The 12,055-nt window shown below is 67.5% G+C and carries 10 protein-coding genes; 8 read left to right on the top strand and 2 right to left on the bottom strand.

The window, feature by feature from the left end:
• The first annotated feature begins 70 nt into the window (after positions 1-70).
• On the top strand, positions 71-1,282 hold the full coding sequence (locus AAFP30_RS04585; protein WP_419228686.1) for a TetR/AcrR family transcriptional regulator: 1,212 nt from the start codon (positions 71-73) through the stop codon (positions 1,280-1,282).
• Here the strand turns inward: AAFP30_RS04585 and AAFP30_RS04580 are convergent.
• Entirely contained in the window at positions 1,257-1,700 is a 444-nt protein-coding gene (locus AAFP30_RS04580; RefSeq protein ID WP_419228685.1) for an SRPBCC family protein, read from the bottom strand. The genes AAFP30_RS04585 and AAFP30_RS04580 overlap by 26 nt on opposite strands.
• A gap of 119 nt (positions 1,701-1,819) precedes the next feature.
• Between AAFP30_RS04580 and AAFP30_RS04575 the strand changes: the two genes are divergently transcribed.
• Positions 1,820-2,683, top strand: a complete 864-nt coding sequence (locus AAFP30_RS04575; protein ID WP_419228812.1) for a cutinase family protein — start codon at positions 1,820-1,822, stop codon at positions 2,681-2,683.
• A 299-nt stretch (positions 2,684-2,982) separates the two neighbouring features.
• On the opposite strand, the gene AAFP30_RS04570 is transcribed toward AAFP30_RS04575, so the two are convergent.
• Positions 2,983-3,210, bottom strand: a complete 228-nt coding sequence (locus AAFP30_RS04570) for an RNA-binding S4 domain-containing protein (protein ID WP_419228811.1) — start codon at positions 3,208-3,210, stop codon at positions 2,983-2,985.
• Between the two features lie 28 nt (positions 3,211-3,238).
• Between AAFP30_RS04570 and lysX the strand changes: the two genes are divergently transcribed.
• The 6 genes from lysX to AAFP30_RS04540 form a co-directional block, all read left to right on the top strand.
• On the top strand, positions 3,239-6,610 hold the full coding sequence (gene lysX, locus AAFP30_RS04565) for a bifunctional lysylphosphatidylglycerol synthetase/lysine--tRNA ligase LysX (RefSeq protein ID WP_419228684.1): 3,372 nt from the start codon (positions 3,239-3,241) through the stop codon (positions 6,608-6,610).
• A gap of 55 nt (positions 6,611-6,665) precedes the next feature.
• Positions 6,666-7,169 carry a ribonuclease E activity regulator RraA gene (rraA, locus tag AAFP30_RS04560; RefSeq protein WP_419228683.1) on the top strand — a complete coding sequence of 168 codons (504 nt, stop codon included), beginning with the start codon at positions 6,666-6,668 and terminating at the stop codon, positions 7,167-7,169.
• Between the two features lie 10 nt (positions 7,170-7,179).
• Positions 7,180-8,733, top strand: a complete 1,554-nt coding sequence (locus tag AAFP30_RS04555; protein WP_419228682.1) for a succinic semialdehyde dehydrogenase — start codon at positions 7,180-7,182, stop codon at positions 8,731-8,733.
• A gap of 50 nt (positions 8,734-8,783) precedes the next feature.
• The gene (locus tag AAFP30_RS04550) at positions 8,784-9,980 is read left to right on the top strand and encodes a PQQ-dependent sugar dehydrogenase (RefSeq protein WP_419228681.1); all 1,197 of its coding nucleotides are present in this window, start codon (positions 8,784-8,786) and stop codon (positions 9,978-9,980) included.
• Positions 9,981-9,982: 2 nt separating this feature from the next.
• Positions 9,983-10,789, top strand: coding sequence for a cyclase family protein (locus AAFP30_RS04545; RefSeq protein ID WP_419228680.1), 807 nt, complete (start codon positions 9,983-9,985; stop codon positions 10,787-10,789).
• Between the two features lie 158 nt (positions 10,790-10,947).
• The coding region (locus AAFP30_RS04540) for a DUF222 domain-containing protein (protein ID WP_419228679.1) at positions 10,948-12,055 on the top strand (1,108 nt) is incomplete at its 3' end.

Here is a 12,055-nt window from a genome sequence, read left to right as displayed (position 1 = left end):
GGAATAGGGCACAGTGGAGGTAGTGTCCTCCGTTCGGAGGACTCTTCAGCGACCGATTCGACAGGATGCCATGGTGACGGCCGAGATCGATGCCACGCCGCGGCGTACCCGTCCGAAGGACCGCAAGTGGCAGATTCTGGCCACCGCTGCGGACATGTTTCGGACCCACGGGTACGCCGAGGTCGGCATGAGCGACATCGCGGCCACCGTCGGCATCGTGCCGAGCGCGTTGTACCGCCACTACCGCAGCAAGCAGGATCTGCTCGCCGCGGTCCTCGACGATGCCCTCGACAGCTATGCGCGGGCGTTGGCCGACGTCGCCGACCCCGCAGAGGTGGGGGAACGCCTCGCCGGGGCGACGCTGGAGTCGCGGGCCTTCGACCTGATCTGGACCCGCGACCGGGGACATCTGTCGTGCGCCGAGTACAACGCCCTGGTGCAGCGGGTTCGCGTCCTCGCGGCTCGAGTATCGGAACTCATCTCGATGAAGTGCGCGGACGGCGGCATGCCGTCGGACACCATCGCCTGGGCGGTGATGTCGGTGATGGAATGGCCGAGCCACCGCGAGCTCGAGGTCATCACCGGGGAGCAGGTGCCGCTGCTGTCCGCGGTGGCCGACTCGATCGTCCGCCAAGGATGCGCGCCCGACCAGCCGCCACCGCCGTCGGGCTCCGCCACCGCTCCCACGCCACTGGAGCCCGACGCCGGCCTGCTGCCGGCGTCGCGCCGCGAGGCCCTGCTCAACACGGCCATCACGCTGTTCGCGACGCGGGGCTACCCGAACGTCAGTCTCGACGACATCGGTGAGGTCGTCGGTATCGCCGGACCCAGCGTCTACAACCACTTCGGCAGCAAACGGGAGATCCTCGTCACCGGGCTCACCCGTGCCTTCGAGGTGCTGTGGCTCGACGTCGGCCAAGCGCTGCGGCAGACCACTGACCCGGCGGAGGCACTCGACGCCCTCATCGTCCGGCACGCCCGATTCGCGTTCGACCACTGGGATCTGGCGACGGTGTGCCTGTCGCACTTCACGCTCCTCGACGAGCAGGCGCAGCAGGTGCTCGGTCGCAGCTACATCGAGTACGTCGCCGAGTACCGGCGGCTGCTGATGTCCTGTCGCCCGGAGTTACGCCCGGATCAAGCGCAATCCCTGGTGGATCTCGCCCTGGCGGTGAACACCGGTCTGGTGCGGGTTCCGGGGATCCGCGACGACACCCTGCCGCACTACTCGGGTCAGCTCGCCCGGGCTGTTCTGTTCACCCCGCTGACGTCGGCGCGTTGAGAACCTCGGTCATCTGCTTCGGCACGGTGTCGGCGAGCCGGTTGAACGCCAGTTGCGCCACCGGGTCGGCCAACCGGGCCAGGCCGTGGAAGTCCACCTGCGCACGATAGGTGATCCGGGTGTCGTTGCCGTCGGCGGTGAAGGTCAGGTCGTCGACCGTGGTGGCGGTCTTGTTGCGACCGGTGAATGTCACGTGCGCCGGGTCGTCGCGGGTCAATTCGTAGGTCAGTTCGGTGGAGATGCCGTAGAGCTTGGACGTGTTGCGCCATTGGGTGCCGAGGGCGATCGGATCGACACCGATCTGCTCGCAGCGTTGCGTGCCGGGATCCCACTCCCGCGCGTTGGCGAAGTCGCGCAGGTAGGCGACGACATCGTCGAGTGGGCGGGCGACGGTGAATGTTCTGGAGACTTCGACCATGCATGTTCTTCGGAGCCGATTGCCGTGTAGATGGCTACACTCGGACCAGAACCGCGGGGTCGGATGCGACGAGGGAGTGGGCCAGGATGCGGATTCGGTTGCGAGCGTTGCTGATTGCCATGCTTGCCGGGTTGACGGCGGTGGGGACCCTGGTCGGTCTCGCCCCGCGGGCCGCTGCGGCGCCGCCGGGCTGCCCCAAGATCTACGTCCTCGCGGTACCCGGAACCTGGGCCAACGGGGCCAGTCCGGGCATCATGGCGCAGGTCACCGCCGGGCTCGGGCCGGAGACCGCGGTGCGGTTCGTCGGCTACGACGCCACCGCGTTTCCGTGGGAGAAGGCGATCTACGGCAAGTCCAAGGCGCAGGCGGTCGCCAACACCAAGGGCCTCGCACTGACCATGCTCCGACGCTGCCCCGGCACCCGCATCGCGCTCACCGGCTACAGCCAGGGCGCCGACGCGGCCGGTGATGTCGCCTCCGAGATCGGTACCGGCCGCGCGGCCATCCGACCCGGTCAGGTAGCCGGCGTCGTGCTGCTCTCCGACCCGCGTCGGTCCAAGCGGGACAACCTGATCGGGCCCCCGCTGTCCGGAGAGGGCAGCGGCGGACCACGCATCGACGGTATGGGCTGGGTGCTGCCCCGGGCGTTCACCATCTGCGAGCCGGCCGATCTCTACTGCAATGTGCCGCGCGACTACTACGTGACCCGCATCGTCGGGTATCTGGCGGAGACCAGCGACCCCACGCCCAGCCAGGTCGGGCAGTACCAGGCCGAGGCGGGTGCGATCCTGTCCGAACTACTGACCCGCGGTGGGCCGGGCAAGATCGTCGAGGAGCTGAGCAACGCGCGGGTACGTGACCAGATCGTCCAGTTCAATCGGTTCCTGCAGTCCGGCGCGCACGGCAACTACGCGTCGTTCCAGGTGCAGCCGGGCGTGACCGCCGTCGAGTGGGCGCACCGCTTCCTCGCCGGACTCGCCTGACCCCGCGTCATTCCAGGATCCGTAACACCGACCGTGCGACCATCGATGTACCGGGAGAAATGTGTGTTTGGTCGCACACGCCGGTCAATACAGCTGCACCCCGTGCCGAACTGCAGTAAGTTGAACGTCGAGTCCGCAGCAGCAAACAGGGAAGTGATTGGCCATGAGGTTGTCCAATACATTCTCGAGCCCACGTCGTACCTCGTTGTTAGGTTCGATCACCGGAGGTCGACTGGGCCGGACACGCTCCGCACGTATGTTCCCCGCGGAGGCCGAGCGCCTGGCCACTCCGGCCGAACTCAGACGCCTTCATCCGTGACGCGGACGGTCTGACCGCCGATCTCCACGACGTCGCCGGCGACCAGCTGGCGCCCACGTCGCACCTCCACCTCACCGTTCACGGCCACCAGGCCGTCGGCGAGCACGCCTTTGGCCTCCGCGCCCGACTCGATGAGATTGGCGAGCTTGAGGAACTGACCCAGACGAATCGAGCCGTCCCGGATTGGTATCGCGTCCACGTACCCCATCTTGCCCAACGTCGATACTGTTTGCCCCATGACGTTGGAAACCCAGCGACCGCCGTCGGTTCCATCCACCGACGCCGAGCGGCGCTCCCGGGATCTTCTCGAGCACATCCGCGCACCCCGCGGCTTCCGCGGCAACGCGCCCCGTATCGCGGGCACGGTCGTTGGTGTGTTGGCGGCGATCGCGTTGCTGTCGAGTGTGTTCCCGTGGTTCCGGCACCTGATCCACGTGCCGCGCGACTACGTCGACACCTTCATCATCACGTTGCCCGACACCAGCTTTGCGTGGGCGTTCGTCCTGGCCCTATTGGCGCTGTCGTTGTCCTCGCGGAAACGGATCGCCTGGTGGATCTGCGTCATCTACCTGGTGCTGTACCTGCTCGGCAACGCGCTCTACCTGATCCCGGCGCTCGCCGACGAACTCGACGTCACCGACACCGACCGCATCAACCTGGCGATCGGCATCGTCGTCGACCTCGGTGCCCTCATCTTCCTGCTGGTCACCCGGCGGCAGTTCTACACCCGGGTACGTCGGGGCGCGATTCGTAAGGCGTTCGGCGTGCTGCTGCTCGGTCTGCTCATCGCGACGCTGCTCGGATGGGGACTGGTCTGGTTGTTCCCGCACACCCTGATTCGCGGCGAACGGTTGCCGTACGCGTTCAACCGGGTCGTCGCGTTCGGCTCCATCGACTCCGACGCCGCGTTCGACGGCCGGCACGCCTACGCCCCGGTCAACGGCTTGCTCGGGCTGTTCGGGGCACTCGCCTTGATCGCCGCGGCCGTCGTGCTGTTCCGGTCGGTCCGGCTGCGGTCGCTGATGACCGCCGAGGATGAGCGCCTCATCCGCGCGCTGATCGCGCGATTCAACGACGACGATTCACTCGCGTACTTCTCCACCCGCCGCGACAAGGCAGTGGTGTTCTCCCGCGACGGTCGGGCGGCGCTCACCTACCGCGTCGAGGTCGGGGTCGGTTTGGTGGGCGGCGACCCGATCGGCGATCCGGACTCGTGGGATGACGCGATCGCCGAATTCCTCACGCTGTGCGAACGATACGGCTGGCACGCCGCGGCCAGCGGGTCGAGCGCGCGGGGTGCGGCGGCCTTCGACGCCGCCGGATTCGGCTCGCTGAACATCGGTGACGAGGCCATCCTCTACACCCGCGACTACAGCCTGTCCGGAGCGGCGATGAAGGGCGTGCGCCAGGCGGTCACCCGGACCCGACGCGCCGGCATCACGGTGCGGATCCGGCGGCATTCCGAACTGTCGGACACCGAACTCGCGGAGATGGTCGCGCTGGCCGACGCGTGGCGCGACACCGACGAGGAACGCGGATTCGCCATGGCGCTCGGCCGACTCGGGGATCCCAACGACGGCAACTGTCTGCTCGTCGAGGCACTCGAAGGCGAGGGTACGCCGGAGGAGAAGGTCGTCGGGATGCTGTCGTTCGTGCCGTGGGGTCGGACCGGGGTGTCGCTCGACGTCATGCGCCGCGACCGGGCGGCGATCAACGGCATCGTTGAGACCATGGTGACCGAACTCGCGAAGAACTCCGAGTACTACGGCATCACCGAGATCTCGTTGAACTTCGCCACCTTTCGCGCGTTCTTCGAGCACGGCGCGGAGATCGGCGCAGGCCCGGTCATGCGGGCCACCTACTCCGTCCTCATGTTCGGCTCCAAGTTCTTTCAGATGGAATCGCTGTACAAGTCCAACGCCAAGTATCGGCCGGACTGGCAGCCCCGCTACCTGTGCTTCGAGGATCACCGGGTGCTGCCGCGGGTCGGGCTGGCCTCGATCGTCACCGAAGGCTTCGTCCGGTTGCCGCGATTCGGGCGGGCCGAGCACTACACGCAAGGGGAATCCGCGATCCCGGCCGGCGTCGACGTCGATGCGCTGGTCGCCGAACTCGAGGCCGAGACCGACCGGTCCGTCGTCGAAGTCCATCGACCGGAACAGGTTCGGGTGCGCCTGGACAAGATGGCGCGGCTGACCGAGCGTGGCTTCGACCCGTATCCGCCGGCCGATGCCCCCACCCACACCGTCGCCGAGGCGATCGCGGAACCCGAAGGCAGCGTGGTGACCATCGCCGGGCGGGTCACCCGGCTGCGCGACTTCGGCAAGGTGAGCTTCGCCGACCTGCATGACTGGTCGGGGCAGGTACAGATGCTCGTCGAGGAGTCCCGGTTGATTCCGGGCACACCGGATTTCGGGGCCGACGTGGATCTCGGCGACCTGGTCGAGGCACGCGGGACTGTCGGCCGTAGCCGCTCTGGTGAGTTGTCGATCCTGGTCGACGCCTGGCGATTCAACGGCAAATGCTTACGGCCGTTGCCGGACAAGTGGAGTGGGCTCACCGATCCCGAGGCGCGGGTGCGGCAACGCTACGTCGACCTCGCGATCAACCCACGTAGCCGGGAACTGCTCGCGACACGCTCCGTCGTCGTCAAGTCGTTGCGCGACTTCCTGTCCGCACGTGGCTTCCTGGAGGTCGAGACCCCGATCCTGCAGCAGATCCACGGTGGCGCCAACGCCACGCCATTCCAGACCCACATCAACGCCTACGATCTCGACCTCTACCTGCGGATCGCGCCGGAGCTGTATCTGAAGCGATTGTGTGTAGGTGGCGTCGAGAAGGTGTTCGAGATCGGCCGAAACTTCCGCAACGAGGGCGTCGACTTCAGCCACAACCCGGAGTTCACCAGCCTGGAAGCCTATGAGGCACACAGTGATTACCTCAAGATGCTCGATCTCACCCGGGAGATGATCCAGTTCGCCGCGACCGCCGCGTACGGGGAGCCGGTCATCATTCGCACCGACGACGCGGGTAACGAAGAGCGCGTGGATATTTCGGGGGAGTGGCCGGTCAAGACGGTGCACGAGGTGGTGTCGGAGGGGGCTGGTGAAGAGGTCACCCCGGATACGCCGGTCGAGACCTTGCGCGCGATCTGCGATCGACTCGACATCGCGCACCGGCCCGACTGGGACGCGGGACAGGTGGTGCTCGAACTCTACGAGCACCTCGGCGAGGACAAGACCACCTTCCCGACGTTCTACACCAATTTCCCGACGTCGACGTCGCCCCTGACCCGCGCGCACCGCTCGATCCCCGGCGTGGCCGAGCGATGGGATCTGGTGGCGTGGGGCGTGGAGTTGGGGACCGCCTACACCGAGCTCACCGATCCGGTCGAACAACGCGCCCGGCTGACCGCGCAGTCGGTGCTCGCCGCCGGCGGCGACCCGGAGGCGATGGAACTCGACGAGGACTTCCTGCAGGCACTCGAGTACGCGATGCCGCCGACCGGCGGGCTCGGCGTCGGCGTGGACCGCGTCGTCATGCTGATCACCGGGCAGTCGATTCGGGAGTCCCTCGCGTTCCCGCTCGCCAAGCCCCAGGAGAACTGAAGCGCTTCTTACCCGTGAGTAACCTTAGGCGCCGTCACCGCTTATGCTGGTCTGCATGACCGAGCCGACCTTCACCCCGACCGCCGATCTCGTCGATGAGATCGGCGACGGTGTCCGTAGCTGCGACACCCAGTTCACCCAGTACGGCGGCAATCGCGAGTTCGTCGGGCGCGTGAGCACCGTGTCCTGCTTCCAGGACAATGCGCTGCTCAAGTCGATTCTCTCGGAGTCCAACCCGGGTGGCGTGCTGGTGATCGACGGCGCGGCGTCGGTCCACACCGCCCTGGTGGGCGACCTGATCGCCGAACTCGGCCGTGCCAACGGCTGGGTCGGGATCATCGTCAACGGCGCCATCCGCGACGCCAAGACCATCGGCGGCATGGAGATCGGCGTCAAGGCGCTCGGCACCAATCCACGCAAGTCCAGCAAGAGCGGGGTCGGTGACCGCGACATCCCGGTGACCATCGGCGGCGAGACCTTCACCCCGGGCGACATCGTCTACTCCGACGACGACGGCATCGTCCTGCTCGCCCCGGAATCCGACACCGACGAAAGCTGAGGTAAGCACCGTGCCCACCCCCACCGCAGAGTATTTCCGCCGGCTCGGCGGCCTGGTCGCCATCGACGACGCGGCCGCTCGTCCCACCCGTTCGGTGCTCGAGGCGTTCAGCGGCGTCGAGATGGCCACGATTCCGGTCGGCACCGCCGAGGATCTCGAAGCCGCGGTCGCGCGTGCACGCACCGCGCAGGAGGGGTGGGGGCAACGCACCCCCGCGCAGCGCGCCGAGGTGCTCGACCGGTTCGCCGAACTGGTGCACGGGCACGCCGCGGAACTGATGGACATCGCACAGGCCGAGACCGGCAAGGCCCGGATCTATGCGCAGGAGGAAGTGCTCGACGTCGCGCTGACCGCCCGGTACTACGCGGCCAACGGACCGAAGGTGCTCGCCGAGCGCAAGGTCAAGGGCATGCTGCCCGGCGCCACCAGCGTCCGAGTGCGTTACCAGCCCAAAGGTGTTGTCGGCGTGATCAGTCCGTGGAACTATCCGCTGACGCTCGCGGTGTCCGACGCGGTCGCCGCGTTGCTGGCAGGCAACGCCGTGGTGATCAAGCCGGACAGCCAAACCCCATACTGTGCACTGGCGTTGGCCGAACTGCTGTACGAGGCCGGGCTGCCCGTCGAGTTGTTTGCCGTGGTGCCCGGGCCGGGAAGTGTTGTCGGGCAGGCGATCATCGCCACCACCGACTACGTGATGTTCACCGGTTCGTCGGAGACCGGGGCGTCGCTGGCCGAGCAGGCCGGTCGTCGGCTGATCGGCTTCTCCGCCGAACTCGGCGGCAAGAACCCGATGATCGTGACCGCCAAGGCTAATGTCGATCGAGCGGTGGAAGGTGCTGCGCGCGCCTGCTTCTCGAACTCCGGGCAGCTCTGCATCTCCATCGAGCGGCTCTACGTCGACAAGGCCATCGCCGACGAGTTCATCAGCAAGTTCGGCGCTTTCGTCTCGTCGATGACGCTGAACGCGGCCTACGACTTCTCCGCCGACATGGGATCGCTCGCATCAGCCGCGCAGATCGACAACACCGAGGCCCACGTCGACGACGCAGTTGCCAAGGGCGCCAAGGTTGTTGCCGGTGGACGACGACGCGCCGACCTCGGGCCGTACTTCTACGAACCGACCGTCCTGACCGACGTCACCGAGCAAATGAATTGCTACGCCGACGAAACCTTCGGGCCCGTCGTGTCGATCTACCCCGTCGACTCCACCGACGAGGCCATCAAGCTCGCCAACGCGACCCGCTACGGCCTCAACGCCAGCGTCTTCGCCGGCAGCAGCACCGAGGCCAACACCATCGCCGACCAGTTGCGGGCCGGCACGGTGAATATCAACGAGGGCTATGCCGCGGCGTGGGCATCGACGGCCGCGCCGATGGGCGGCATGGGCATTTCCGGTGTCGGGCGTCGGCACGGCGACGAGGGCCTGCTCAAGTACACCGAGCCGCAAACCGTTGCCGAGCAGCGCTTCATCGGCATCGACAAGGCGCCGGGCATCCCGCAGGGCGTCTATCGAGCCGTCACGCCGTACGCCGTGCGGGCGTTGAAATACCTGCCGGGGCGGTAAGTCTCGCCGGAAGCGTTGAGATCGGGTGATTCCGGCGTTACGGTGAGCGCGTGGCCGCGAACCGATCGCTCGCATCGTCCGTCCGTCTTGCTGCGCTGATCGCCTGTGTGGCGGCCGGGTTCAGCACCATCGTGGGGACGGGGTCGGCCGGCGCGGCACCACCGCTGTCGGTGAGTACCGTCGCCACCGGGCTGAGTATCCCGTGGGACCTGGCCGTGGCTCCCGACGGCACGATCCTGACCGGCGAACGCACCGGGCGGTTCGTTGCCGTGCGGCCCTCAGGCGCCGCGACGACGGTGCGCGCCGACCAGTCACGCATCTTCGCGACCAAGGAAGCCGGACTGATGGGTCTGGCCCTCGATCCGAGATTCGCGCAGACCCGACGGGTGTACACGTGTCAGGCGGAGACCACTGGCGGTCCCGCGCCGGCCATTCCGCCCGACGTGGCGAATCTGCCGCTGCCGTGGCCGAATACCGGCCAGGTGATCAACGTCGTCGCGTGGCGGGTCGCCGGCGACTGGTCGCGGATGAATCGTGAGGGCACCGTGCTCACCGGTATCCCGGTCAACTCGTCCGGTCGGCACGCCGGGTGCGCGCTGACCGCGGCGCCCAACGGCACCCTGTGGGTGGGCACCGGCGACAACGCGATTCCCGGCAATCCGCAGGATCGGAACTCGCTGGGCGGCAAGGTCCTCCACATCAATGCCAACGGAACACCGGCCGCAGGCAACCCGATCGCCGGGAGCCCGATCTACACCCTCGGGCACCGCAACGTGCAGGGCGTGGCCCTGCGCGGTGGACGCGTCTACGTGTCCGAGCAGGGCACCGACCGCGACGACGAATTGAATCTCCTTCGTGCCGGCGCGAATTACGGGTACCGGCCCGACCGCGCGCCGTTCATCTACGACGAATCCGTGCCGATGACCGATCCGCAGCGGGTGCCGGGTGCCGTCGGCGCACTGTGGACATCGGGATACCCCACGATCGCGACCACCGGCATCGCCACCCTGCCCGCCGGTTGGGGCGAATACAGCAACGGTCTGGTGATCTCCGCACTGAAGGGCAAGCGGCTGGTGTTCGTGGCGCTCAATGGTTCTGGTGATCGGGTGCTGCGAACCTCCACCGCACTGCCGGACCGCTACGGACGACTACGCGGCCTGGCCGTCGACCGCGACGGCTCCCTGCTGGTGACCACCAGTAACGGGTCGGGACAGGACCGCATTCTCCGCGTCCGCCCGACGCGCTGACCATGTGCGACGACGAGGTCGTACAGCACGCGCATGACGAGGCACGCAGGTTCTCGCGTCGCACAGCGCTCGCGGTGACCGGCGGCGCAGCTGTGGCGGGTGCCGTCTTTGCTGGTACGTCGCGGGCGGGTGCGGCACCGGGCTTGCCTCGGCGAGTCGTCGATCTCACGCACACACTGACGCCGGACTTCCCCCTGTGGCGGGGCAGTGCGCCGGTCGTCGCGGTGCCGACGTCGCAGATCGGGCCGGGTGACAGTGGGTTCGCGACGCGCTGGATGTCGTTCTCGGAACACTCCGGGACGCATGTCGACGCGCCCGCCCACAAGATCGGCTCCGGCATCACCGTCGACCGAATCCCACCCGGGGACCTCGTCGCGCCATTGGCGGTCATCAGCATCGCGGGGCGGGCGCGCAGTCCCCGAGACTTGCTCACCGAACGGGACATCGCGGCCTACGAGCAGCGGCACGGCCGAATTCCTCAGCGCGCCTTGGTCGCCCTGCACACCGGGTGGCAGCCGCGGACCGGTGGTGTCCAGGCGCCCGCTTTCGCGCCCTCGGCGGTCACGATGCTGGTGGCCGAACGCGGCGTGGTCGGCATCGGCACCGACACTCTCAGCATCGACCGGTACGGCGACGTCGGCGCGCACACCGCCATCCTCGGCGCCGGTCGCTATGCCGTGGAGGCCCTGGCCAATCTGGCAGCCGTCCCGGCCGCCGGCGCGACGGTAATGGTGGGCGCGCCGAAGTTCGCGGGCGGCACGGGAGGACCGGCACGAGTGTTGGCGGTTCTTGTCGGTGGAGTGTTCTAGAGTGGTGTCACCGGATCGAACAAGAATGAACGACGCGAGCTAAGGCCTTGTGGGCCTTGGTCTTTCAGACAACATGATGTGGGCAGATCGATCCTCCCTGTCCTGTTCGTGTGTTTGGAAGGTCGTTGGTCGTGGATCCGTTGTCGGCGTGGTGGAGAGTGCCCTCACCCTGGCCGGACCTGCCCGGCTTCTACACCGGAGGCGTACGCGCCGATCGTGTCGGTGATCCCACCGACGCCGAGATCAACGATCTGGTCGGCGGACTGATCTCCAGCGTGCGTGGCCAGTCGTATCTGGCGTGGCATGACTATCAGATCGCCGCGGAACTGCACGCCCGTTTGGTCGGCGACTCTGAGCGCCCCGACGACCTCTTGTTGAAGGACGGGTTCGCTGACTGCGCCGCCCGCATCTCCCTGTCGTTGTGCGTGGGTCAGGGGGAGGCCGAGAAACTGCTGCACCGCGCCCTCGCCCTGCGCGACCGCCTCCCGCAGGTCGCCGAACGGTTGAAGATCGGCCGCATCACCGACGAGGCGGTGCGGAAGATCGTCGCGCGGACCGATCTGGTCGACGGCCAACCCTGTGCCCCGGATGTCGATCGCGACATTGTGGCGGAGTTGGATCTGCATGATGGGGCGTGGTCGATGCACCGCCTGCAGGCGATGTGCGATCGGATCGTGTTCCGCCACGACCCGGACGCGGTGCGTGAAGCGCGGCGTCGGGCGAAGGACGCGCGCCGGTTCTGGACGCGACCCACCGGCGACGGGATGGCCCAAGTATCGGCGACGATGACCACCGAGAACGCGCTCATTGCCAAAGCCGCGGTCAACGCGCTGGCCACCGCGACGTGTGAGCAGGATCCGCGGACCCTGGATCAACGACGCTCGGATGCCACCTTCACCCTGTTGACCGGCAACGTCTTCGAGTGCCTGTGCGGTCGGGAGGACTGCGACGCCGTCATCCCCGAACCGGGTACCGCCCCGGCCAGCACGGTGGTCATTCATGTGGTGGCCGATGAAGGCACCGTGAAGGGCACCGCACAGAATGCGGGGTTCATCGCCGGGCAGGGTGTGATCTCCGATGAGCAGGTGCGGGATCTGGTCGCCCGGTCGGATGCGGTGATCCGACCGATCGTTCCCAGAGGGACGCCGATGAACCCGGACGGCAGCTACACGCTGCCGGCGACCCAGCCGTCGAACCCCTACCGCCCGTCGACCGCCCTGGACACGTTCGTGCGGGTGCGCGACGGCTACAGCGTCATCCCTGGTG

Origin of the sequence: Gordonia sp. CPCC 205515 (genome assembly GCF_048537925.1) — a bacterium.
Lineage (GTDB): Bacteria > Actinomycetota > Actinomycetes > Mycobacteriales > Mycobacteriaceae > Gordonia.
This window is presented reverse-complemented; position numbering and strand designations above follow the sequence as displayed.

Bases quoted from the DNA above. Each gene is read 5' to 3' on its own strand.
- rraA (WP_419228683.1), top strand. From the start codon at position 6,666: ATGACCGAGCCGACCTTCACCCCGACCGCCGATCTCGTCGATGAGATC.
- lysX (WP_419228684.1), top strand. From the start codon at position 3,239: ATGACGTTGGAAACCCAGCGACCGCCGTCGGTTCCATCCACCGACGCC.
- AAFP30_RS04580 (WP_419228685.1), bottom strand. From the start codon at position 1,700: ATGGTCGAAGTCTCCAGAACATTCACCGTCGCCCGCCCACTCGACGAT.
- AAFP30_RS04570 (WP_419228811.1), bottom strand. From the start codon at position 3,210: ATGGGGTACGTGGACGCGATACCAATCCGGGACGGCTCGATTCGTCTG.
- AAFP30_RS04575 (WP_419228812.1), top strand. From the start codon at position 1,820: ATGCTTGCCGGGTTGACGGCGGTGGGGACCCTGGTCGGTCTCGCCCCG.
- AAFP30_RS04585 (WP_419228686.1), top strand. From the start codon at position 71: ATGGTGACGGCCGAGATCGATGCCACGCCGCGGCGTACCCGTCCGAAG.
- AAFP30_RS04545 (WP_419228680.1), top strand. From the start codon at position 9,983: ATGTGCGACGACGAGGTCGTACAGCACGCGCATGACGAGGCACGCAGG.